Below are 24,324 nucleotides of genomic sequence, written 5' to 3'. Positions count from 1 at the left end.
CGGTCGCGGTCGGCTGGTGGTCGCGCCCACGGTCGCGGTCGGCTGGTGGTCGCGCCCACGGTCAGCTCAACCGAACGTCTCGGTACTTGCACGACCCGAGAGCCCCGCTCTTGTTCCCGCACCAGTTCGTGATCGCTGTCGCGATGGACGCCTGGCCACATGCGTCGGTAGGCCTTCACTGCGTGTAGATGAACGGCCTACTTCCCCTGTGGATGACCATCGGATAACCGGGAACGGGCGTCTTGCATCCGGGATCCGCGTCACGGTCGTCACGCCCTTCTGCGCATCCGACCTGAGGAGCCGGTCTCCTCGGGCGCGGACCGGCGGCCCCTTTTCGGTCGGGCCAGCTACAGCGCGACCGCGCGCGTCTCGCCGTTGCGGAGGAGGCGCCCGGGGACATTCTGCAGACGCGGTGAGAACACCGCGTACTCGGTGCCGACGTGCTGCACCTGTGCGGTGTGGGCGATGTCGAACTCCACGCACGGGAGCCCGGGGTAGAGCTGCTCAGGGATTCGGGGGTCGGCGTCGTAGGTCAGGAACCACCTGAGCGAACTCGTGGTGAGATGCCCCGCGAGCTGCTTATGGTCCTCCGAAGAGAGGCTATCCAGATAGAGGTTCTCACCCTGGCCGAGGTACGGCGGGTCTACGTAGACAAGCGTGCGAGCGCCGGCATCGCTTGCTTCGAGCTCAACGAGGAAGTCCCTCGCGTCCTGCTCCGAGACATGGATCCGAGAGCTATAGCGCCCGATCCGCTCGATCCGTTCAGCAAGGGCGTCACGGTTGTACCGGGCGTCGATCTTCCAGTTGCCGGTCTGTTCGAGCCCGCCGATCGGTCGTGCGTTGAGGATCCCTGACCGGTTACAACGGTTGAGGAAGAACGTGGCGAACCCAAGGTCGAGGTCGGTCCCTGTGCCCAGCGCGTACACCCGACGTGCCTCGTGCCACGCCTCGAGGTCGACCGGGGCGTCGAGCACTTTGGCGCACAGGTCAGACGGCTGCGTGACGGCCGCGCGCCAGAACGCTGCCACCCCCGGGTTGAGATCGTTGATGTAGATCTCGTCAACTTCCTCCGCGACGAGGAGGTGGAGCGCCGCACCTGCGCCGCCGGCGAACGGCTCCGCGTAGGCAGTGGGTCGAGGGCGTTGCCTGTCGAGGAGTGTCGCTACGAACGGGGCGAGACGAGCCTTGCCCCCTGGATACCTGAGCGGTGAGATGTATCGGGGCACGTCAGGGATTCTGCCCGAGCAAGCTGTCGATGGCCACCAGCAACGGCATGAAGTCGGCGGAGCGCGCTCGGACGTCACTCGTGGACGCAACCCGTTCGATCGAGTGCACGGCCGCGTGGAGGTCGACGATGCCGACCCCACCCCGATCACGTGCGCTTGCGTTGTATGCGTTCTTGAGATCCGGGTTCGCCGAGCGCGTGCTCTGGTAGTCCGGATCGAGCTGCTTCACCGCAGCCACGACCTTCTTGTCCAAGTGCTCACTTTCGGCGAACCACTTGAAGCGAACGCCCGCCTCGGTAAGCACTAGTTCGAGCACGACACGCAGCATGACCGCACAGACATGCGGAGCGTCATCGATCTTGATCGTCTGCGCTTCTCTGAGTGTCTTCTTACTGCGCACCTTGACGTGCTTCAGACGCAGCCCTTCGTAGATGACCTTGTCCTCCCTGGTCGGGCGCGCAGGCACAGTTGAGCCGTCCTCGCCCGATCCCGAGTCGTTCCCGCCGCTGTTGGTCTCCCCGTCTTGATCGGCCTCGGTGGATGTCGGATCTGAGTCGTCGTCGCTGGCGTCGGGCGCCTCGTCGTCTTCCGGCAACTTCTCGGGACGGGCGGGCGTCGGTAGGAGCGAGTCCGCTCCCGGCAAGTCGGCCTTCACTTCCTGGACGTAGTCGGACCGGTCTTCCTTGCTCATGAACTTGCCCACAGGGAACGCCTTGAGGTCACGCAGCAGCCTCAGAAGTGCGGCTCTGGTAGCCCTCCGAGCGTGACGAAAGATCAGCTCATCACCTCGAATGTCGAAGCCGAACGCGTGCCGAACATCGGGGTCGCTAATGACTCGGCCGACGGTTGTCAGCGAACGATCGATCGCTGCACGTAGCGCGTCTAGCACTTCGCGGTCTGAACCAAACGCGGCCCCGACACCCTCCGCGAACACCATCGCGCGCCCTGCTTGAGTGTTCTTTTGCCGAGTGAACCGTACCTGCTGTTCGGTGTTCCAAGATCGGACGCCTACACCCGCGTTCTCGCCGGTGTGTCGGAGCCTGATCCAGTGGGCCGCGCTCTCCCGATCTTCCGCGACCCACGCGTCGATCGTGTCGGGTCCTCGGCCACGCGTAGCCAGCGCACGGAACCGAGCGGCAATCTTTGGGTCGTCAGCGAGGTCCGGGTTGCGGAGAAGCTTCAGGCACGCGAGACGACGGTTGCCTTCGATGACGACATAGTGTCCGTCCTCTCTTACGGCGATCGGTGACTCGGCCGGGTTCAGGATCTCCTGGCTGAGGATGTCATCCGCCAGCGCCAGCAGTTGCGAGGTCCCTTCAGCGATGAGCCCGTTGATCGCCACCCGCTGTGAACCTGACGCTCCAGTTCGCGGATTCATCGGGTCTAGGAGCAGCTCCGCCACCTTGAGTTCCATAACTCAGATGATGCCTGAAGGCACCACCGTACGGGGTGCCTTCGCGTGTCGAATCGCTAGCGGAGTGCCACGCTGCAGTCGTCTGCTTGGGAGTGCCGGTCGCCGACCTAGTCGTCCATCCCGCGCGCAGAAGATCGTGAGTGCGTAGGTGCGGAGCCGCACGCGTGACCATGATCGCCGGACGTGGTGGTCGCGCCGTCGAGCATGGTCTCGGTGGCGACAGGGTCACGGCAGAGGCGTCCCGGTCGCGCAGCGCGCCGCAGAGCGAGGCCAGCGGGCCGATCCACGGCAGACCGAAGGACTCTTCGTCGGGCACCACTGAGCAGCCGATCCTCATGTAGACCCCGGCCCCGGGTTTCCTCGCGGGACCACGACCCGGATGACGCGGCCGGCCCGATCGGTTCGCCTCGCTTTATCTAGTTCTGCGTTCACCATGCTCCCTCACCAAGTCCCACCCTGGAACGGTGGATCCGTCCCTCTGTGTTAACGCCGCGAGGGGCTCGTGCGACGCCGAGCTGTGTGGACTCTCCAGGGTGTCGTTGTGGTCACCGCCCACGTGCATGTCGTGGTCGCCGTCAGTACCCGAGTCGTGCGGCGAACCCACGCGCGTTGTGGTCGCGATCAACGGCTCGGATGAGCCGGTCCATTTCGGCGGCGAAGCAGCTGGCTCTCCAGAGGTTGTGGAGAAACTCTTCAGCCTTGTCGTCGAGGACTTGTTGGATCTGCTCGAGTGCACCCGGTTCGACACCGAGTTCGGCGGTCGGTGGGTCGTCGACGTCCTCGTCGTCCTCATCCGTGTCAGGGTCGAGGTCAGATGTGGACAGGCAGCCGATCGATGGAGTCCGAGTGATCGTCTCGACCTGACGGACGAGGTCGCGACCAAAACGCTCCAACCGGGCCGTGTCGAGCAGCGCGACGATCTTGTGTGTAGCGACGGGGCGGGTGCCTTGAGCGATGGCTCTTCCGCCCGCTGGGCACAGCTCCCAAAGTGGGCCCCGAGCGGCCGACGGCGCTTGACGGCGGATAGCCCAGTAGCGGTCCCAGTCTCCGACGGCGTCGCGTATCCGGACGATGTCGGCGAGTAGATGCTCCTCGTTCCTTTGAAGCGCTTCTAGGGGAGGGTAGCTGTAGACCAGTTCGCTGAGTGGTCGGTCGTGCCGCCAGTTCGGCCGGTTGATGGGTAAGTGCCACGGTCTAGTGACGCTGTGCTTCTTGGTAACTTCTCCATTCCGAACCGTCCACCGATATTCCGTAGCGTGCTCGACAGCGCTAGTAACAATCTTCGAATAAAGGGCGACATGGTTGTCTACGAGTGCGTGGACGGAATCCCGCAGGTCAACGGCGATGGCGCTGATTTGCTCCAGTGCTGCAGCAGCAGTCGCTGCTTGGCTCTGTAGGAAGGCGTTGCGTCCGCGCGTGCGCGACTTTAGCCCGTGGTCGAGTGCGACAGCAGCTGCGGTGAGGAGAACAGCCACCACGGCCACTCCGGCAGGCTCCGAGATGCTGTGCCAGAACTTCACAAGCTGGTCGCCCGCAGCAGAGACAGCAGTTGTCGGACGCAGTGCGACCCAGATCGAGCCGAGCGCCAGGTAGAGACCAACTGGGGTGCGTAGCCAGTGCATGATGAAGCGGGAAGCTTGCGTCATGGCGGCTGGTACACCGAGCAGTGCGCGCACCAGGCGGCCCCCTATCGGCTGACGCCCCGTGAGCCAAGGGCGCAAACTCTCGGGAGGGTCGGGCTCGGACCCCGATGCGACGCCGGTGCGGCGTCGAAGGCGAGCCAGTATCGAGCGCGTGGTTACGTACCGTGAGGCGGCGCGCTGCATCGTGACGACATTGCCACCGCGGATGGACCAGATCGCGATCCGCTCCATCAACGGGTCCAGATTAAGCAGGACCGTGTAGATCGTGAACGCGACGATCACCGATACGGCGAACACGATCGTCGACGCCCAGATGAAGAGTCCCGCGACGCCACCCAGGTCCGCCGCGAAGCCGCCGTCGATCAGCTTCGTCGTCCATGCGACGGGGGCGAACAGCCAGTCGGCGATCTCGGGCACAGCACCTCCGTGGTCGTACAGGCACCAGAGGGGGTATGTACTGACAACACCCCAGGTGGGAGGGCATAAGTCTAGTCGCGCTCAACCGTGCGGCGCTGGAGTTTGTGCCCAACGTTCATGCATAGCCCGTTGTCGACCTCGGGCCGTGCGGTAGGCGGAGTGGAGAAGGCTGCGGACCGACCGATGCCTCAAGCAGCCGGCCTCTCCGACAGTCGTCGGGGCGCTGTTCGCGAGCTCGGCCAGCGGAGGCGTGGTGCACGACTTTCCCCCGGGTGCACTGCCGTTCCACCGTTGGAGCGGTTGGGGATATCGCCGTGTCCAACGAAGCGGTTGTCGACGGGTGGTCAGACGTGAGAGTTCCTGACGCCACCTTGCCCGCGGCCGATGCGCTGGCAGCGCAAGCCTCCGCCGGACGCGCATGCGCGAACCCATCGTGTGACGGCGCTGTCGATGCCGCACGACGAGCGGACGCGTTGTATTGCTCGCCGGCGTGTGCCGCACGGGCCAGGGCGGCTCGGTACCGGGCATCGACCCGCGGTCGGAAGGTCGCGGCCGAGTACCGGCGCACGCGGACGGAGGCGGAGAGTGTCCGTGGCCGTCGTCGTCGGGCGGTCTCGGGACTGGACGCCGAAGAATCCCGGTTGGAGCGGGTGCGGGCGTCGGTGGATGCGGAGCTGCCGCGCATGGCCGCGCAGGTCGAGGCGGTCCGCGTTCACATCACCGCGCTCACTGCGCGAGTGGACGGATTGATCGCTCAGCGCGATGGGGCTCTGCACGATGCCCGCCAGCTGGCCCGGCTTGTGCGGCACTTGTTCCTGAGCACCGGAGCTGAAGGCTTCACCCGGCCGGGTATTCAGGCGTTGCTTGCCGCTCACCTGACAGGCGCTGACCGGCAGCAGCTGCCGACCAGGTACGAGGGCTCCGGCCCGGACGAACCGTCAGTTGGTGAGGCCATCGAGAGGCAGGGGAACGCATCATGGCAATGAACGTCACCGTGATGCGCTCGGCCTCCTACCTGCTCGACACCTGCCAGACCGCCGACGGCGTCGTGAAGGGCCCAGCCGGGTACTACCTCGCCGATGGCACATGGCCCGGTCGGTGGCGCGGATCCGGACTCACGGGGATTGGCCTGGACGACGGCACGAGCGTCGGTCGCGCCGAGGCGATCACGCTGTTCCACCAATTCGCCCACCCCATCACTGGTGCCGCGCTCGGCCGCACTCCGGCACCCGACTCGCAGGTCGTCAACGGCTTCGACTTGACGTTTCGGATCCCGAAGTCGGTGTCGCTGCTGTGGGCGGTGGCCGACGAGGAGACCCGGCGGCAGATCTGGGACGCGCACACCGAGTCGGTGGGCATGACGCTCGACTGGATCGAGCGCGACGTTCTGCGTACCCGCTCCGGCCGGGACGGCGTTGCGGTGGAGACGACGCGGGGTCTGGTCGCGGCGGCGTTCGATCATTTCGAGTCCCGTGACGGCGACCCGCACCTGCACACCCACGTCGCCGTGGCCAACCGGGTCCAGCGCGCCCGTGATGGTGTGTGGCGCACGATCGACGGTCAGGCGCTCCTGCGCTCGACGGTGGCCGCGTCGGAGCGGCACGAAAACCTGCTGCTGGACCTGCTGCACGAGCGCCTGGGCATGGAGTTCACCGAGCGTCCACGCGAGGGGGTGAGCTCGAAGGCGGTCGTCGCGGACGCCGCCGGTGTCGACGCGCACCTGGTGGACGCGTTCAGTTCCCGGGACAAGGCGGTCAGCGCGCGCCTGGCGGAACTGACCGGCGCGTGGTCGGCCGAGCACGGCGGTGTGGCTCCGCCGCGCAAGGTCGTCGACGCGCTCAAGCTCTCGGCGTGGGCGAGCACCCGCACCCCGAAGAAGAAGTCCCCGGACTCCCTGTCGACGCTGACGCGCCGGTGGCGATCGGAGCTGACCGCGCTCGGCACCGACCCGGCCGAACTGGTCGCGGCCAGCGTCGGTCACCCGGTGCGGCAGGTCGCGGTCCGGCGGATCGCGTCGGACCCGGCGACCTTGGACGCCCTGGCCCGGCTGGTGCTCGCCGAACGGGCGACGGACTACACGCAACACGTCGCCCCTGCCGACGTGGAGGCCGGGGAGGTCGCCCGCTACCTCGCCGCGGCTGGTGCGGGTGCGGCCGAGACCGGCGGTGACGTCGCCGACCAGGTGACCGGGCACCTGGCCGCGCTCGTGCACGAGGACCTCGCTACCACCCGATCCACCTGGACCCGGGGCGGGGCGCTGGCCGCAGCTGACCGGCTGACCCGGCTCCTGCGAGCCGACGCCCGAGACCGGGAGCTGCTGACCAACGCGATCGCGGACGCCGCTCTCGCGTTGTGCGTGCCGCTGACCCCCACGCGGTACCAGGTCCCGCAGAACGCCACCGCGGCCGTCCTCGATCAGGACCACGCGGTGTTCGACCCCACTCACCGGCGGGTGTTCAGCTCACGCCGCGTGCTTGACGCCGAGGCTCGGCTGCAGGAGTCCGCGACCGCCCCTCTGCCGGCGGAAGCGACCGGTGCCCTGGACCCAGAGCAGGTGAGGGAGGCGCTGGCGGGGTTCGACGCCGGGCAGGGGCGCCGCCTCGCACTGGACCAGGCGTCGGCGGTCGAGCATCTGGCGTGCGCGCCGTCGCGTCTGGCGGCGGTGGTCGGGCCGGCGGGCACTGGCAAGACCACGTCGCTTCGGGCGCTGGTGCACCTGTGGACCAAGGCACACGGGACGGGCAGCGTGCTCGCCCTGGCACCGTCGGCGCGCGCCGCGTCGGTGCTACGCGGCGAACTCGACGGCGTGGACGCCACGACCCTGGCATCCTTCATCACCGCGAACACCCCGCAGGCAAAGGCCAAGCGGGCCGACTGGATCAAGACCTGCCGCACCCGCCGCGCCACCGCCCGTACCCTGCCCGCCAGAGCCCGCGCCACACGCACCCTCGCGAAGGCGCAGGCGCAGGACGCCTCCGTGAGCGTGCGGGCCGGGTCGGTGGTGATCGTCGACGAGGCGGCGATGGCCACCACCGCGGACCTGGACCTGGTGCGCGCCGAGGTCACCGCGGCCGGCGGGCGGATGGTCCTGATCGGTGACCCGGCACAGCTCGACGCGGTCGGCGCCGGCGGGATCCTCGGCCGACTCGAACGCACCGGACACACCGCCGAGCTGACGTCGATCTTCCGGTTCATCGACCCCTGGCAGCGTGAGGTGTCACGCCGGCTACGCGCCGGCGACCTCGGTGTCTTCGTCGAGACCGATGAGGAGACCTTGGAGCGGGGGAGTGGGGGACCGCGGTCGTATGCCGACGCGGGGTGGGTGCACGACGGGGCCGGCGAATCGATGCTCGAGGGCGCCTACGCCGCGACCCAGTCCGCGCTGGCCCGTGGGGTCGACGCGGTGCTGCTGGTCGCCACGAACGACAACCTCACCGACCTCAACACCCGCGCGACCCTCGAAAGACGCGCAGCCGGCCTGGTCGACACCACCCGGCTCGTGCGGCTGCGCGGGCGAGCCGACGCCGGGGCCGGGGACCTGCTGATCGCCCGCCGCAACAAGCGCAAGATCACCGACACCGACGGCCGCGCAATCCAGAACGGCGACCTACTGCGCCTGGAGAAGATCACCATCACCGGGCAAGCGGTGTGCCGGCGCATCACCGGCGACGGACAACACGAGACCGGAGCCCGCATCACCCTGCCGGCGTCCTACCTGCGCCGGCATGGCGAACTCGGATACGCCCTGACCGCGCACCGCGCCCAAGGCATCACCGTCGACGAGGCGCACCTGGTCATCCCCGATGGCGCGCACATGACCCGCGAGCTGGTCTACGTCGCGATGACCAGGGCACGCGGGGCGAACCACGTGTGGTGCGCGATGCCCGACGCGGACCAACTGCGCGCCGAACACACCCCGGCCTTTGCCCCCGACCCCGACGGGGCGCTCCGCCCGGTCGAGCACACCGCGGTCACCGTCCTGGGCAGGGCACTGTCGGCGACCACGGCACAGTCCACCGCGCACGAGGTCACCGAGGCCGAGACCGAGCGCACCAGCTCCCTGTCGACCCTGGCAGCCGAGCACGAACACCTCGTCCACCTCGCCGCCGAGGCCCGCCTGCGCGCACTGCTGACCGATCTGCATCGCCCGGACCACGCCGAGGCGTACTGGACCGACGAGGGCGCCTGGACGGCCCTGGTCGCGACGTTCGCGCGCGCCGACGCCCTCGACCCCGACCGGACCAGGCGCCTACTCGCGCTGGCCCACCACCGCGGCACCGAACCCGTCCAGGGCGAACTCGCGGTGTTCGGCGACGCACCCGCCCTCGCCGCCCAGACGCGGCGAACGATGCAGGCCACCCCAGGCCGGCACGACGACCCCCGAAGCAGCGAAGCCGACGCTCACGCTCCGGCCCGCCCACGGCGCGTCGACGCCACTGCCTTCGAGGACGCCCCGGACTCGGACACCGCGCCAGCGGACCCCGACGCCGCCGACGACGCCCAGGTGCGCAGTGCCGCGAGCTTGGCGCACTGGACGCTCAACTCCGCGATCGTGCGCCCGCACCTGGCCGCCGGTCCACCAGCAGACTGGGTCACCGGCCTGACACCACCGGTGACCGACGGCCCCGCGGACATCCTCGACATGGCCCGCCAAGCGACCACCCTGATCGGTGCCCGCACCGAGCACCTGCGCACCCAGATTCTCGACCCGGACGCCCCCGACTGGGTCGACCAGCTGCCGATCCAACCCGACCCCGACTTCGACCCCGACGGCGCCGCCGCATGGGAGCGCGCCGCCCTGGCCGTGGCCGCCTACCGGGACACCTTCAGCATCGACGCACCCCACCCGCTCGGCCCCACACCCGACACCGGCTTCCAGGCGCGGGCGCGAGAGCTGGTCGCCGCCCAGCTCAACCGGCTCGACGGTGCCCCGACCCCACCGATGCCCGCCCGCTGGGAACCCCGCGTGGACAACCACGCGGATCCCGACTTCGACTGGTCCGACCTCGACCCCGGCGAGGTCACCGCCCTGACCCGCACCGAAGCACGCGCCATCCACACCTGGCGGCCACTCGACGAACCAGAACCTGTCGACCACGAGCCTGACCCGACCATCGACTTTCAGGACGGCGAAGGGCCCGTGCTGTGGGAGCCGGGCTACACGATCCAGGTCCCCGGAGAACCCGACTGGCAACAGCCCACCCCGCCTCGGACCAGCGTCCACCCCGAGCGACTCGGCCGGCTCGCCCAGGTCAACCAGGCCGCCTACAGCTACTGGCAGCAGCAGGCCGCCGAACGCGGATCTTGGGTCCCGGAGTATCTGGCCGAACGCCAGCTCGCAGTAGTCACGCCGGCGCACGCCCCCGCAGGGTGGACCAGCACGTGCGACCACCTGCGCGCGGCCGGGTTCACCGACACCGAACTCCTCGACGCCGGCCTGGCCACGCACTCGCGACGCGGCACCCTGATCGACCGGTTCCGCGACCGCGCGGCCGTACCGCTCTACGACGCCGCCGGGCGCCTGGCCGGTTTCACCGCCCGCGCCAACCCGCAGATCACCGACCCGAAAACACCCAAGTACCTCAACACCCCAGCCACCGACCTGTTCGACAAGTCCCGCACCATCGCCGGCCTGACCCCGCGCACCCGCGACGCCCTCGCCCTGGGGGCCACGCCCGTGATCGTCGAAGGCGCGCTCGACGCCGCGGCGGTCACCGCCGCCGGCCCCGGGGTGGTGGGCCTGGCGCCCTGCGGCACCGCCCTGACCTCCGCACAACTCGCCGAGATCGCCGACGCCCGCGGCGGCAACCTGGACGGCCTGGTGCTCGGCTTCGACGACGACCCGGCCGGCCACAGCGCTGCCGCACGCGCCTGGCAACTGCTCGGACCCCGCACCGCAGCCCTGACCCGGCAAGCGGCCTGGGGAAGCAAGGACCCCGCCGAACTCGCCACCGCACACGGCCAGGCCGCGGTGATCACCGCGGTCGACAGCGCCCGGCCGCTGGTGCGCGAGATCGTCGAGCAACACACCACCGGACGCGACCTGAGCACCGTCGAGGGCCTCGTCTACGCCGCGCAGTCCATCGCCATCGACGTCGTCCCGTCGCTGAACCAAGACGCGATCGACGCCGCCGGATCGATGTTCGGGGCCGCGGCGGCAGACGCAGGCAACGCGTACCTGCGCCCCGACGCGACATGGCAGACCGCGGTGCAGAACGCGCTGGTCGCCTACAGCAGTGCCGCGTCTTTGGAGCCAACAAACCGAGACCAAGCGTGGTCGCGCCCCGACCCGCATCGGGCCGCGTCGTCGACCACGTACCAACACCCGAGCGTTGCTTGAGCGGGCTTGTGCCGTCCTGGATAGCCGTCCAAGTCGAACGCTTGGCGTGCCTCTCACCCGCCTATTGGTGTCGTCGGCTCGGCCGGGCTACCGACCCTCGAGTGCACGGCAGCTCTTCTCGTCTGCTTCGAGCTTGATAACCGAGAACGGCTTATCGTGCTATGGGCGATTTAACACTTGTTGTTCGCTGTAGTAACGCAGTAGGCGATTGTAGTTAGTTGAGAGTCAAGGCGATGGCTTCGAGGCGGTCAGTCAGAACGGTCATCCTCCGCGGCATCCCCTGAGCGGCGCGGCCTTGGAGATAGACGCCAACATCGCGAACGCTCTTGACTCCGCCTCGCGCCAACCCGGCATTCGACGGTCCGACGAGGCCCGGGCCCTGACTCGAGGCTGGTCGCGAGGCGATGCACGCGTTCAAGGTTGCGCGACTTTGCTTGCTCCCGTGGGCGAGGAAGTTACGCACTGCCTTGAGTAGCTCGAGGACGCAGGCATCTTCTGGAGTGTTCGCGATGCGAGCAACTCTGCTGCTATACGTGCTCGTAAAGTCGCGGGACGCAGCGGTTTTCCATCGATCGACCGAGGGGAACGTGATGTTGCGTCCAGAAGTATCCAGCAAGGATTCGATCGTGTCCGAAGGAAGTCGCTTTGGGTATTTTGGCTGGAAAGAGCTCAATCCAGGCACGATGCCGCGACCAGGAAGCGCCGCAATTGCGGCGTCAAGGTCGCTCTGCAAAGAACTGACGAATCTAGAGGGCGCCTTTGAGATTACCGCGATATGCCACCGGTGCTGAAAGATTTCCCACTCGCCTCCTAGCCGGAACGCGAGGTCGCACACCAGGCCGCGCTGACGAGTCAGCTTCTTGGGGTCCGTGGTGGGTATCGAGTTGTACTCGACGTCGCTGCGGGACTTCGCGTCCTTGACGCGTGTCACAAAGTCAACGACGACATTCGAGGGTTCCAGAGTCCGGGCCATGAGGGTCAAGCTAGCGCAGTGACGGCCTTGTTGAATCATTTTCCACCATTTGGCCTACACTGTGCGCCTCTTAGCTACCCGAGCAGCGACGATGTTCATGCCGTGCTCGACGTCACGGTCAGGTGGTGTCCGGGTCGCGAACTGGGGTGTCATCGGTGCGCTGCTATGAGCAGAACGCCGCTCGTGTATCCCTGCTACAACAAGGGATCGGGTGGTCTCCACCGAGCCTTTCCGGCCGTCTTCGGTCTGACAGCAAATGGGGTACGGTCCGATCAGAACAGGCGGGCTATGGTGGATCGAAGAGGGTGCCCTGCCCGGCGTCCACCGGCCGCAGACCCGCGTCGAGCGCATCGCCGATGTCCAGACCGAGCAGGAGAGCGGCCCGGACCGCCAGGGCGCGCTCGCGCGCACCGCGCACGTCACGCAACGGACCACCGATCCTGTGGCGGCGTGCCGCCCACTCGCGCCGGTTCGCGCCCGGGTCGCTGGGATGCAGATGCGTGGGGTTCTGACACAGCGGGTTGTCGCACTCGTGGGCCAGCAGTCCGGGTAGCTCAGCCTCGCCCGGGTGGTGGATCAGCCAGGCGAATCGGTGCGCGATCACCACGGTCCGGGCAGCGACCCAGAACCGGCCATGCCCTGCCGATGCCACCGCCCCGGTCCACCACCAGCACCCGTCCGCCCCGTCGCGGACCACGTGGGAGAAGAACCGATCCCGAACCGTGTCGGTGCGAGCGGCCGAAGCCAGAAGCTGCCGGCGTCTGTCGTCTGCGCCGCTGACGTCGTCAGGTGCAGCCTCGCTCGACAACCCGGACAGGGCAGCGAGCCCCGGCAGCGCCGGCTGTTGCGGCGAGGAGCCGGACGGTGCAGACACCGGCCCAGGATCAGGCCGGACCGGCGAGTCCCGGAGCTCCGGGGGCACTGGCGGCGCGGCGCTGCGCGATGAGCGCGTCGAGTTGGGTGGGCCGATGGCCCGACCATGTCCCGATGCCCGGGGCATGCACGATGGGTGCCGTGGTGTGCCCGGCGACGACCTGCTCGCGCTCGGCCGGGTCGAGGTCGCCCAGGTCCACCGCTTCAAACGGCACGCCGGCCTTGTCCAAGGACCGCTTCGTCGCGGCGCACGCCTGACAATGCGGGGAAGAGAACACGGTCACGGGCTCCGGCCGGTCCGGGGTAGAAGACTGTGCGTCAGTACGGTCGGGACGGTCGGTGTCCTCCGGTGCGGAGGTCTGAGACGTCCGCGGGGTGTTCTGGTCGATCATCGCTTCTCCTCGAGGCTGTAGGGGGCGGTGTTGCGTCCGGGCTCAGCGGCGCTGCCGGCGGCGGTACCGCTGTCCGGGTCGACGGGCGCGGCCGGCCGGGAAGTACCCGCGCCGGCGCCGCGCGATCACCCAGGCGAGCAGGGGAGAGGGCCACCGGGCACCCTTGGTCTGGTTGTGCCACCGGCACGCGGCCACCTGGTTCGACATCGACGTCGCCCCACCGCGCGACCACGGGTAGAAGTGGTCGGCCTGGTCCGCGCGCGCCCGGCACCGCCGCCACGGCGTGACCCGCGCCGAGTACTCGCACCGCCCGCCGGCCAGGGACCGGCCCGCCGCGCGTTGGGAAGTGTCGAACCACCTCACCGGGTCCCGACGCGCGAGCATCCGCACCTTCCGGACCACCGAGGCCACCAGCGCGATCACGATCAGCCCGGCAACCACCGGCCAGCCCAGCCGTTCCGGCAACGACTCCAACGGCAGGTCAGCACGCCACATCATCAGATCGCTCCCGCATATCGGTGAGATCCCCGCCATCCCCGGGCCCTGCAGCATCCGGAACGGCGGGCCGGGATAGGAGGGGAGTCCGTGGACCGCACCGGCACGGTGCGGTCCACGGACTCCCGTTCGCTCAGGCCGTCAGCTCACCGACGGCGCGGCGCTTGCGCTGGTCCGACCAGCGCAGAAGCCCGCCACCGGTGAAGGCGAGCACCAGGCCGACCGCGAGGATCAGCCCCATCCGGGACAGACCGGTAATGGCGAGCTGCTGCGCGCTCGCGCCACCGCCTCCGCCACCGGACCCGAAGTACACCGGGCCGACCGACTCGTCCGGCGCACCGCACTGACCGGTCACCGTCCGGGACTCATCACCCACAGTGATCTGCGCGGTCTCGACCATCGTCAGCGCACCGATCACCCGCTGTCCGGCGGACGGCACGGTGAACCGGTTAGTGGAGTACGTCCCGGCCTTCGTCACCTTCCCGTCGACTGTGAGCGTGGTGTAGACGGCGGCCTCGGTGCACACGTCCGCCGCCACGGTGATGTTCCCCGCGCCGGTGTTGATCGGCGCGTCACCCCAGGTGGCCTGGTTGGCGGTCAGCTCGTACACCGTCGAGGACAGGTCAACGCTGGCGCCCGCCGGCAGGGTACCGACCAGGTGGATGTCGTCCCACAGCTTGTCTCCGGCGCCGGCCAGACCATCGCCGTTGGTGTCCTCGTGCCCGAGCGTGGTGGACACCGCGACGACGTCGAAGGTCTCCGAGGCCTCACCGCACGTGCCCCGCTCGAAGATCGACCCGTCCGGCCGGTAGCCGGTCTCCACCCATCCGTACCGGCCCGCCTCACCAGCAGCAGTCGTGTACGCGTCGGTCAGGTACTGCTCGGCATCGCCCAGCGCGATCGGCGCCGAGGTGTGCACCAGCTGGTCCTCCGAGCACACCAGGTCGGTGCCGGCAGGCGCGAAGTACAGCCGCGAGACCGCCGTCGACCCGGACCCGAACACCGAACCGTCCTGCGGTCGGATCACGTCCTTCGTCGAGTCCCCGGCCACCGGGATCGACGTCGGCTCACCGCTGTCCGAGGCGTACACCGCGGCCTCGGTCACCAGCCCCGGCGTCTCCGGGACCGGCGGCAAATCGGGGTTCCCGGCGATGAACCACGTCTCACCCAAGTCGTTGGCCGGACTGGTGTACGCCTCCACCCGGTCGTCCCCGGCGAAGGAGTACACGAACACGAAGTAGTCCCCGGCCTCGTACGTTGCGGTGGTCGGCGCGATGATCGGGTTTTCGTCGTCCCACCCGACCATGAAGACGCCGTTGACCGCCGAGAGGGTGTCCTGCCAGAACACCGGCGCCCCCTCGGGAATCTCGACGGTGGCCGGACGCGACTCAAAAGGCCCGTACACGCTGACAGTGGCCTCCGGGACGTCGGCAGCGAACCGGTCCAGGCCGGCGAACTGCCCGTGATCGTCTGGCAGCCCCGAGATCGTGATCGTGTCGAACACCCGACCCCCGGGGACGATGTTGTACTCCCGGGTCAGCGACGCATGCTCGATCTGCCACCGCACGATCGATGTCTCGTCGGTCTTCGTCCCATCCGACCAGACCTCGTCCCGCACGTAGTCCGCGCTCGCCTCCGGCTGCAACGCCTTCGACGTCGACCACACCCACACGTACGTCGACGACGCCGGAGCCGCACCGGCCACCTGGTGTAGCTCCACACCCGGACCCGACGCGACCGCCGTGCCGGAGAACACCGGCTCACCCGAAGGAGTCGCATCCGAGTTCGGGACCGGGACTGTGCCAACGTCGTAGACCGCCCACGCGTACGTCACCGGCACCGGGGCGCTGTCCACCACGACCCAGGTATCACCCTCGGCAGCGGCCGGCACGAACGAATCCGTCAGCACCTGACCCGCAGCGACCACGGCCGGAGCGGACGAGACACCCTGCGGACGGAAGTCACCCACCGCACGGAACCGCACACCGGTAGAGCCCAACACCTCCGGGTCGTCCGCTCCACGTCGCAGACTGTCCTGAACGCCGGTGCCTGCGCGAAGAGCTTCGAGCGTCGCCCACGTGATCGGGTACTCGGTCTTGAACTGGACGTCGTGCGCTCCGGGCCCAGCGACCCAGCGCAAGCTCACGGGACTACTGGAGGTCTTTCCGTTGAACGTTCCGGTCTCGCCCTCGTCGACCTGTCCGTTGCCGTTGGTGTCGAACACCGCTCCCTCGGTGAGAGTCGCCGTGAAGTCGATGCCGGGAATCCACTCGCCGCTGCCGTTCTGGATCCCGATGTTGCCGATCGAGCCGGTGCGCTGGGTGCCGAGGTCGTAGGTCTGGACCTCGGTCTGCGCCGTCAGGTTCGTGGAGGACGTCGCCAGAGCCCACAGCCGGTCGGCCTCCGCGGTCAGACCCGGCCAAGCGGCGGCCTGCAGCGCAGCCTTGCGAGCCTCACCGCTGACCCCGCCCTTGTTGCCCTCGTCGTAGTGCATGTGCACCAAGTAGGAACCCGCTGCGTTCGACAGGGCACGGTCGCCGACTCCGATCGACGCCGGGTCGTACTGCAGCCGGTCCAGCAGCCACGCCATAGCGGCGGCATCCTGCCCCGTGACCCGTTCGCTGCTCACCGCACCCGACGGCGGGTTCAGGCCCAGGTTGATGCACCACACCCAGTCCGCTCCACCCGTCGGATCGGGCAACGGTCCCAAGAACGCCGACCCGGAGCCCGTCACCCCGCTGATCAGCCACCCATCCCCGGCCGCTCGGCCGCCAGCGATGGCCTGACCCGCCGACACCCGGCCTGCGTCACCGGCGACCGCCGCGCCACTCGTGCCCGAGGCGAGCAGGCCGCCGGTGATCGCCATCACCGCCATTCCCGCAGCCACCCGGTGACGAACCCGCCCAACGACAGGTCGGGACGGGGAGCAACTGCTGGCTCGTGCTCGAGGTTCAGTGTTCCGGGCCCTCCATCCCGGCCACCACGACCACACACGCATACACACCTCCGCGAACGCTCGGGAGACACCGCCAGGCGGCGGCGCTCACCCGAGCCCCGCCTCTAGCGAGCACGCGTGGCCGGTGCGATATCGAGCAAGCAGGAGACGACTGACGCCCCAGCCATGTCGACCGGGGCGTCAGATCAGCGCATCTACAGACTCAGCAATCCCAGCTTTGACCGCTGGTATCGCCGCACACGGCGTTGCTGCTGCCGCCGAACATGTCCTCCCAGCTGCGGTTGTCCTGTGGCTGGTTGGTCGTGCCAGTCGTGCCCCCGGTCTGGCTACCGCTCGAGCTGTTGTTGCGCCGGGTGGTGCCGGCATCGCCGCTGGTTGTCTTCTTCCCATTGCGTCCCGAACTGCCTGCGGTGTTCGACCGGGCGGACGCCGCGGCAGCCTCTGCTGCAACCCGGTCCTGTTCGGTCTGCCATGCTGCCTGAGCGTCGGTGACCGCCTGGCGGGCAGTCGCTAGCTCCGTGGTACGGGCACCGAGATTGGTGGCCAAGGCGTTCAGTTCATCTGCCGTCGGGTTCTCGGAGAGTTCTTGGTCTCGTGCGGCGGCTGCCCGGTCGATCAGGTCACGCAGACTCTGCCGAGGGGTGTTGTCCAGGACCTTGCCGTCCGAGCTGATCAGCAAGGCCTCGCCCTCGGTGATCCCGGCGTTGAGCTGCTCGCGCGCGGCTTGCAGGGCCGCGGTGGCCCGATCGAGCTGCCACGACTGGTGGGACTCACGCACGGCGGTTGCTGCTTCGGTGATCGCAGCCGCCGCGCCGCGGGCGGTGTTCACTCGGTCCTCAAGCCCCGCAGCGCCGGCGGTGATCTTCTCGGTGGCCCACTGCCGCCAGGCAGCGTTGGGGCTGGTGTCCGGAGCCGGGGTGATCGCTTCGCTGGCGGTCAGCGCAGCGGACAGCGACTTCAGCGTCCCGGGATCGGTGACCTGGCCTCCAAGGTCCAACAGGCCAGCCGCGTCATCCGTCGCTTCATCAACCGCCGCGATCCGCTCGGCCAGCTCTGCCGAAACGCCCTCGTACGCGGTGATCGCCTCTCGGCGCTGAGCGTTCTGGATCGCGATCACCGTACCGACCCCAGCGCAAGCCACGACCGCGACGATGACCGCGGCGATCAGCACACGCCGCATCCGCCGCTTGGGAGACACAGGCGTGTTGCCCTCATCGGGCGCGCTGTTCGCCGCGTCCGCGTCCGGCTGCACCACGTGGGCGATGTCCACGGCCATGAAGCTCCACTCCCTGCGTCGGCAAGCACCCAGTCGGGTGAATTACTGCGGCACGACGACGCTAGCGCGAACTACCGACATTGCGGGAGCGATCGATTCGATGGGTCCCGCAGGGCATGGCGATTCGTCAGCCAACGTCCGAAAAAGGCGTTACTTCCGGCTGTCCTTCGACTCGGGTCGCGCGCTTGACTCTGATCAGTACGCGTAGCTGAGGGAAGCATCGAACGACAAGCGGACGAACCACGCGAAGAGCACGGCGAGGACTGCGAAGTAGACGAGGTCCCGGTTGCCGGGGGTGGCGAGGACCGAACGCCGCCAGGTCGAAGGCCGCCCGGCGGTACGCCACCGGATCCAGTCGCGTCGGCTGAACAGGGCCCGCACGCCTGCGACGGCGCTCCAGGTCGCGCACACGGCCACTGCCTGCAGCGTTGCCCGGAACCAAGGGTCACCCCCGAATGTTGCACCGCAGGCGGCCCCGACTACCGCGATCACGAAAGCCGGGATGGAGGCTAGCAGTGCTCCGCCTTGAACGACCGGGGTACGCAGTTCGACGTCCGGCGGGCTACCGAAAGCAGCTTCGACCGATCGCCGCGCCCGTTCTCCGCGGGTCTCGCCCTCGAACCTGGTACCGGTCAACGTCCAAACGGCTGTCGTGAGCCAGGTGTAGACGGCCACGATCGGGCGTGGCGGGTCCAGATCAGTCGGCGTCGTGCGTGGGGGATCGACGTTCTTCGTCTGTGGGGTACGGCTTCGGCTGGGAGTCATCGTGCTACAGAACGATTGCCCAGATCAGTGCCGACAGGGCGGCCCACGGGATGGTGGTGAGCGCGAGGTCGATGTCCCTGGGCTGCGAGGCCGCATCGGGGACGAAGGGGCCGGTCTGTGCCTGGCGCCACGCCCGGATCGATTGGGTGCCACGGACTGCTCGGAGAGCCCAGACGAGGGACAGCCCGAGGAGCGGCAGGGCGCTCACGCTCAGCGCTGTCGCGAGCAGACGCAGGCCCAGAGTGTGGTCAACGGACGCTGCGAGTGCGATGCACGGCAGACCGATCGCGGTACCGAGAGCGGCCCCCGCGAACGTGAGGAACTGGCAGAGTGCCACGGCCATGCTCTCGCGCACATCCGGGTCGGGGGATGGCCCCCAGCCCCGGTCGATCACCGCGGCAGCTGTCTGCTTGGCCGAGCCACCCTCGCTGCGGTGGAAAGCACGGTAGAAGGTGGTCAGAAGCGCCGACATGATCGCCAGCGTCAACGCGCTCTCGCTGATGGGTCGGTACTCAGTGCGCTGCGCCAATCCCACAAAGCACCTCCCCGCACATCTGCAGCACGGACCAAGCGTCTGCGACCAGTGACGTCCTGTCGGCGGCGGCACGCGCAGCAGAGCCCGTCATTCGCTTGAGCGAACCTGAAGCGGTGGCTGCTGCTCTTTCGGCCGCAGCGGCTCTTTTTATGGTCAGCGAATCCGATTCACGAAGGTCGTGAGCCTCGAGGCCTGGTAGACCGAGATCGAGGTCCTGGTCGTCACCGGCGTCACGAACCCGCGCACGCAGGCCGCGAACATCACGAATCGCGAAGAGCCCGTAACTCTCCCCATGGACGCGCGTTGTAGATGCCACCGACAATTCCAGGGTGACAGCGACCCCACGTGCCGCCCATCTCTGAACGGCGTCGACGTGATTTTCTGTGAACATCGTAAGACTCTGGCTATATCGTAGTATTTGCGAAAGACCAGAATATTCCAAGACCCAGAATGATTATCGATGCAGCTACAAGCGTCAGTCGAGCTACTGATCGCGTGTCATTGCTGGCGGCGGCGCGCCGCCCTCTGTGGGGTGACTCTATGCCTGGCTTTGGTTGGGTCCCGAGTGCAATCAGGGAGAGGGCTGCGGCAAGACCGCATACCAATTTGCTCGGCCACCACGGCAGGAGCGTGATGGCCACGCATGCGGCAACGAGCACGATGGTGGGGGCCCATCGCCATCTTCTTTCGCGTATGGAGGTCGCAGCACTGGCGGGGACTACAACCGCCCCTGTTGTCACCATGGAAACCAGTGCGGCGAAGATGAAGAATGCCAGCGTGACGGCAGTCCGCAGGTCCTGGCTCATGTGGTCATTTTTCTACGCAGCTACCGAGGAGCCGTGTTGGGTGAGTTGTCTGCATGTTCAAGTTGCCCAGTGATTCCCACAACGCCCACTCACGCCGCGCGGCGACTCGGGATGCATCATTTACGTGTCGGGCCGTCCAAGCTGTCCCGTTGGTAGATGCCGAACCGGCTGCTCCGGCTGCGGAAAGGGCGGTCTGGGCTACGGCCGAACCGCACGCGGTGCTCTTCCAATCGTAAGAGCAGTCATAGACGGCGCCTACCGCGGTGCTGCCGATGCTCAGCGTAGTCAGTCCGGTCGCCACCACGCCCAACGCGACACCCCCGGTAGCCACTGTGGCGGCAGCAATCGTCACGCCTGCCGCTACGACGCCAGCAACTGTGCCGATCGTTCGCCATTCATCCCCAGTCCAGTTGACCGGGTTCCACCCCCAAAGCCCGAGCGGGTCGATGAGCTGCAGCGGGTTGCCGTTGACGTACCCGTATGGGCTCTGTGTGAGGTCCACGAGGGCGTCGATGCTCAGGAACTGTGCGGTGTCGGGGTCGTAGTAGCGAGCTCGCAGGTAGATCAGGCCGGTGGTGTCGGTGTACTCACCGGCGTACCCGAAGGCAGTGACCTGGCTGACCTGGCCCACGGCGGGGTCGCTGGTGGGATGCTCCGTGCCGTAGGCGCTGTAGTCGGAGGCCGCGACAACGCCGCCGCTCGCATCGGTGACAGCGCGGATGTTGCCGGTGAGGTCACCGTGGAGGTACATCACGGTCCCGTCGGGCTCGATCTGGGCGATCGGTGCGCTTGTGGCGCCGTATACATAGCGGTGGGTGGTATCGGTGAGCAGTTCGGCGACCGTGGTCTGGGTGGCCCAGACGAAGTCCACGGTGCTGGCGCCTTCGGTGCTGGTGGCGCGCAGTCCGTCGGCGAAGTACGTGTAGGCGTGTTCGACGCCGTCGAGGTCCGCGGCGATGAGGCGGTCGGCGGCGTTCCAGGTGTAGGTGTCTGACTGCTCGCCGGTGGACGCGCTGGTGCGGTTGCCGCGGGCATCGCTGGTGTAGGTCGTCGCGACCCCGTCGGTGCTCGTGGTCGTGGCCAGGGTCCCGTGGTCGGCGTAGGCCAGAGTCGTGCCGTCCTCCAGGGAAGTGATCTGCCCGCCGGCGGTCAGGGAGACGTCCCCGGCGAGGTTCCCCGTGACCTGGTCCAGGACGCCGCGGGCGTCCCACCCGTACTGCGAGGCGACCGTGGTGGTGGCGCGGGTGGTGGTCTGCTCGGCGAGCAGCCCCGCGTCGGTGTACTCATAGGCCAGGTCGAGCAAGGTCGCGCCCGACGCGTCGGTGGTGGTCGAGTCGCTGAGCAGGCCGGTCGCGTCGTGCTCGATGTCGGTGACCACCCCGTTGGGGAACGCGACCCGGGCGGCCTGCCCGTCCGCGGACCAGTCGTAGTCGAACGTCCCGGCGACCGGGTCGGTGAGAGTGTCCAGCTGCCCGGCGACGTCATAGGTCGAGGTCGTGCGGGTCCCGTCGGGGTAGACCAGCGCGGTCAGGTTCCCGTCGGCGTCCCATTCGTAGCCCACCTGCGCACCTGGGCGGGTCTCGGTGGTCAGGCGACCTGCGTCGTCGTAGGACCGGGTCGAGGTCCCGGCGCCGTCTGTGCTCGAGACCAGTCGGCCCGCAGCGTCGTAGGCGTAGGTGACGTCCGGGGTGGTGTCGGGGTAGTCGATGCCGGTGACCCGGTCCGCGGCGTCGTTCGCGTACGTGGTCACGGTGCCGTCAGCGGCGGTCTGGGACGTCAGGTTCCCGGCCAGGTCGTAGCCCAAGCTGGTCGTGCCCAGAGCAGTCGTACGGCCGGTGAGGTTCCCGGCCGTGTCGTAGGTGTAGGCCGTGGCCTGCCCGTCGGCGTTCGTCGCGGTGACCAGCTGCCCCACCGCGTCGTACGCCCAGGTCAGGGTCGATCCGTCCGCGCGGGTCAGTGCGGTCTGGCGGCCGTCCGTGTCGTAGGTGTTCGTGATCGCCCGCCCGTCGGCGTCCGTCACCGACGCGACCCGGCCCGCCGCGTCATACGTCGTGGCCGTGACCGTCCCGTCGGGAGCAGTGACCTTCGTGACCTGCCCCACCGCGTCGTACGTCGTCAGTGTGCGTGCCCCCGACGGGGACACGACCGCGACCGCGCGACCGAGCAGGTCGTACTCCCACGCAGTGACCCGCCCCAGCGGATCGGTGAGCGAGGTCTGGTTGCCCGCCGCGTCGTAGCCGTAGGTCGTGGTGCCACCACCCGGGGCGCTCGTGCTGGCCACCCGGCCGGCACCGTCATAGGTGTACGTCGTGCGTCCACCGGTGGCATCGACCATCGCGGTCACCTGACCGGCCAGGTCGTACTCCACCGAGGTGCGTGCGCCCTCACCGTCCGTCGAGGCGACCAGATCGCCCACCGCGTCGTACGCGAAGACCGTTTGAGCGCCTGTCGCGTCCGTCGCGGACAGCATCCGGCCCGCCGCGTCGTAGGTGTACGAGGAGGTGAACGCGCCCGCCGGGGCACCCACCTGACGTGGATCCGACGCCGACGTCAGGTTCCCTGCTGCGTCGTACGACGCAGCTGAGACCGCACCGTCCGGCCCGGTCGACGACGCCAGATTCCCCGCCGCGTCGTAGGCGAACGATGTCACCGCACCCAACGCGTCCGTCGCCGTGGCGACCGACCCGTCCTCGTTCACCGTGAACGTCGTCACCGCACCACCCGGATCCGTGCGTGTCAGCACGTTGCCACGCTCGTCGTACGTGAACGATGTCACCGCACCATCGGCGCCGGTCTGCGTCAGCGGATCACCGAACGCGTTGTAGGTCGCGGTTGTGGTCCGACCCAGCGGGTCGGTCGTCGAGATCAGGTTGCCGTAGGCGTCGTAGCCGTAGCTCGTGGTCTTGCCCGCTGCGTCCTTCGCCGTGGCGACCTGGTTGGTCACCGTGTAGGTAAAGGTCGTCGTGGCCGCCTGCGCGGTCCCGGACGCCGTGGTCTCGGACAGTACCTGACCGTCGGTGTACTTCTCCACGGTCACCGACCCGGCGCCATCGGTGATGGTCGTCTGCCCGGTGGCGTAGACGAAGGTCATGGCCCGACCCAACGGGTCGATCTGCTTCGTGACGCGCGAGGACGAGTCGTAGACATTCGTCGTGACGCCACCGCCAGCGTTCGTCATCGACGTGATCCGGTGCGCGCTGTCGTACGCGTAGGCCAGCGTTGACCCGTCAGCCAGCGTGACGTCGGTCAGGTCGCCGGCCGCCGAGTAGGAGTACGACACCGAACGATCGGCTTGGTCCGTCACCTGCACGATGTGGCCGTCAGTCCACCCCAGGGAGAGAGCGCCGCCGCGGGAGTCCGTGGCCGAGACGAGCCGGCCGTCCTCGTCGTAAGACAGGGACACCGCGTTGCCGTTGAGGTCCTCGACCCGCAGAAGCACGCCCGAGGCGTCGAACACGAACACCTGCGACTGCTGACGCACGAACCGGTAGGTGCCGTCCTCGCTGCGCTCCAGGGTCGCCAGGACCCGGGACGGCGCCGCGAAACCACCCGCACCATCGGCAGCGAAGGTCACCACCGAGCCGTTCTCCTGCTCGACCACGATCCACGCAGACGTCGCGAGATCGTTACCACCCGACGGAGTGAGCTGCAGGTCGTAGCCCGACGACCAGCCGTAGCCCAGACCGGACCCCTCGTCCGCACGAGTCACACCGTACGAGCGCGACCATTCCCGAGACAGCAGACCACTCGCGGAGGCGAGGTCGGTGGAGTTCTCGAAGAACTCTCCCGTCACGCTGTTCACCGGGTCGCCGTGGCAACGCTGTGAGCACGACTGTGACGGGTTCGAACCGCCCGACGTCTCGTTCGGCTGGGTCGGGCCTCCGGCTGAGGGGGCAGAGAAGCCGTTGCTGGTGGCCTGGATGTTCTTCGTCGAATCGGTGTAGCTCGCCACCACCGCGCGGTAGACGTGCGTCTGTCCGTCGGGAACGGCGATCGTTGCCGAGCACGTGTAGCCGTTGGCGGTAGTACCCCAATTGTTGTAGCAGGCTTGAATAATCGTGCTAGTGGTGAGGTCTTTGATGTAGACCTTGTAGGTCTGTTGGGTGTTGTAGACGTTTTGGTTCGCGGTTGCTGTAAAAGTGAGTGATTGGCCCGATCGCGTGCTTGCAGAGCTCGACGTTAAGGAAATCGTCCAAGGTCTCCGTGTTGTTTT

At 68.1% G+C, this 24,324-nt stretch carries 14 protein-coding genes; 2 read left to right on the top strand and 12 right to left on the bottom strand.

Going from position 1 to position 24,324, the window contains the following annotated elements:
* Nucleotides 1-347: 347 nt before the first annotated feature.
* From OGL89_RS13750 to OGL89_RS13740, 3 genes are all read right to left on the bottom strand, one after another.
* Nucleotides 348-1,226 carry a DNA adenine methylase gene (locus tag OGL89_RS13750; RefSeq protein WP_263120725.1) on the bottom strand — a complete coding sequence of 293 codons (879 nt, stop codon included), beginning with the start codon at nt 1,224-1,226 and terminating at the stop codon, nt 348-350.
* A 1-nt stretch (nt 1,227) separates the two neighbouring features.
* The gene (locus OGL89_RS13745; protein ID WP_263120724.1) at nt 1,228-2,640 is read right to left on the bottom strand and encodes a hypothetical protein; all 1,413 of its coding nucleotides are present in this window, start codon (nt 2,638-2,640) and stop codon (nt 1,228-1,230) included.
* Between the two features lie 575 nt (nt 2,641-3,215).
* Nucleotides 3,216-4,700 (bottom strand): hypothetical protein, encoded by a 1,485-nt coding sequence (locus OGL89_RS13740; RefSeq protein ID WP_263120723.1) that lies wholly within the window; start codon nt 4,698-4,700, stop codon nt 3,216-3,218.
* 683 nt (nt 4,701-5,383) lie between these two features.
* Here OGL89_RS13740 and OGL89_RS13735 point away from each other — a divergent pair.
* Together OGL89_RS13735 and mobF are read left to right on the top strand one after the other, a co-directional pair.
* Nucleotides 5,384-5,686, top strand: a complete 303-nt coding sequence (locus OGL89_RS13735; RefSeq protein ID WP_263120722.1) for a hypothetical protein — start codon at nt 5,384-5,386, stop codon at nt 5,684-5,686.
* Nucleotides 5,677-11,040, top strand: a complete 5,364-nt coding sequence (gene mobF / locus OGL89_RS13730) for a MobF family relaxase (RefSeq protein ID WP_263120721.1) — start codon at nt 5,677-5,679, stop codon at nt 11,038-11,040. Before OGL89_RS13735 ends, mobF begins: the two co-directional genes overlap by 10 nt.
* A 214-nt stretch (nt 11,041-11,254) precedes the next feature.
* Here mobF and OGL89_RS13725 read toward each other — a convergent pair whose 3' ends face one another.
* The 9 genes from OGL89_RS13725 to OGL89_RS13685 all read right to left on the bottom strand — a co-directional run.
* On the bottom strand, nt 11,255-12,013 hold the full coding sequence (locus OGL89_RS13725) for a hypothetical protein (RefSeq protein WP_263120720.1): 759 nt from the start codon (nt 12,011-12,013) through the stop codon (nt 11,255-11,257).
* Nucleotides 12,014-12,299: 286 nt separating this feature from the next.
* Nucleotides 12,300-12,887: a hypothetical protein gene (locus OGL89_RS13720; protein WP_263120719.1), complete on the bottom strand. Its 588-nt coding sequence runs from the start codon at nt 12,885-12,887 to the stop codon at nt 12,300-12,302.
* A 10-nt stretch (nt 12,888-12,897) separates the two neighbouring features.
* Nucleotides 12,898-13,278: a glutaredoxin family protein gene (locus OGL89_RS13715; RefSeq protein ID WP_263120718.1), complete on the bottom strand. Its 381-nt coding sequence runs from the start codon at nt 13,276-13,278 to the stop codon at nt 12,898-12,900.
* A gap of 42 nt (nt 13,279-13,320) precedes the next feature.
* On the bottom strand, nt 13,321-13,776 hold the full coding sequence (locus tag OGL89_RS13710) for an HNH endonuclease domain-containing protein (RefSeq protein ID WP_263120717.1): 456 nt from the start codon (nt 13,774-13,776) through the stop codon (nt 13,321-13,323).
* A 130-nt stretch (nt 13,777-13,906) separates the two neighbouring features.
* Nucleotides 13,907-16,363 (bottom strand): hypothetical protein, encoded by a 2,457-nt coding sequence (locus OGL89_RS13705; RefSeq protein ID WP_263120716.1) that lies wholly within the window; start codon nt 16,361-16,363, stop codon nt 13,907-13,909.
* 568 nt (nt 16,364-16,931) lie between these two features.
* Complete coding sequence (locus OGL89_RS13700; RefSeq protein WP_263120715.1) at nt 16,932-18,005, bottom strand: hypothetical protein; 1,074 nt, start codon at nt 18,003-18,005, stop codon at nt 16,932-16,934.
* A gap of 195 nt (nt 18,006-18,200) precedes the next feature.
* Entirely contained in the window at nt 18,201-18,680 is a 480-nt protein-coding gene (locus OGL89_RS13695) for a hypothetical protein (RefSeq protein ID WP_263120714.1), read from the bottom strand.
* 94 nt (nt 18,681-18,774) lie between these two features.
* Nucleotides 18,775-19,257 (bottom strand): hypothetical protein, encoded by a 483-nt coding sequence (locus tag OGL89_RS13690; RefSeq protein WP_263120713.1) that lies wholly within the window; start codon nt 19,255-19,257, stop codon nt 18,775-18,777.
* 858 nt (nt 19,258-20,115) lie between these two features.
* Nucleotides 20,116-24,324, bottom strand: a 4,209-nt coding sequence (locus OGL89_RS13685) for an RHS repeat-associated core domain-containing protein (RefSeq protein WP_263120712.1), incomplete at its 5' end; no start/stop codon positions are given.

This window comes from Cellulomonas sp. RIT-PI-Y (assembly GCF_025642745.1).
GTDB lineage: Bacteria > Actinomycetota > Actinomycetes > Actinomycetales > Cellulomonadaceae > Cellulomonas.
This window is presented reverse-complemented; position numbering and strand designations above follow the sequence as displayed.

What these genes read in the sequence shown, in the direction of transcription:
- OGL89_RS13745 (WP_263120724.1), bottom strand. Translation starts at nt 2,640, where the DNA reads ATGGAACTCAAGGTGGCGGAGCTGCTCCTAGACCCGATGAATCCGCGA.
- OGL89_RS13735 (WP_263120722.1), top strand. Translation starts at nt 5,384, where the DNA reads ATGGCCGCGCAGGTCGAGGCGGTCCGCGTTCACATCACCGCGCTCACT.
- mobF (WP_263120721.1), top strand. Translation starts at nt 5,677, where the DNA reads ATGGCAATGAACGTCACCGTGATGCGCTCGGCCTCCTACCTGCTCGAC.
- OGL89_RS13725 (WP_263120720.1), bottom strand. Translation starts at nt 12,013, where the DNA reads ATGGCCCGGACTCTGGAACCCTCGAATGTCGTCGTTGACTTTGTGACA.
- OGL89_RS13715 (WP_263120718.1), bottom strand. Translation starts at nt 13,278, where the DNA reads ATGATCGACCAGAACACCCCGCGGACGTCTCAGACCTCCGCACCGGAG.
- OGL89_RS13710 (WP_263120717.1), bottom strand. Translation starts at nt 13,776, where the DNA reads ATGATGTGGCGTGCTGACCTGCCGTTGGAGTCGTTGCCGGAACGGCTG.
- OGL89_RS13705 (WP_263120716.1), bottom strand. Translation starts at nt 16,363, where the DNA reads ATGGCGTGGCTGCTGGACCGGCTGCAGTACGACCCGGCGTCGATCGGA.
- OGL89_RS13700 (WP_263120715.1), bottom strand. Translation starts at nt 18,005, where the DNA reads ATGGCCGTGGACATCGCCCACGTGGTGCAGCCGGACGCGGACGCGGCG.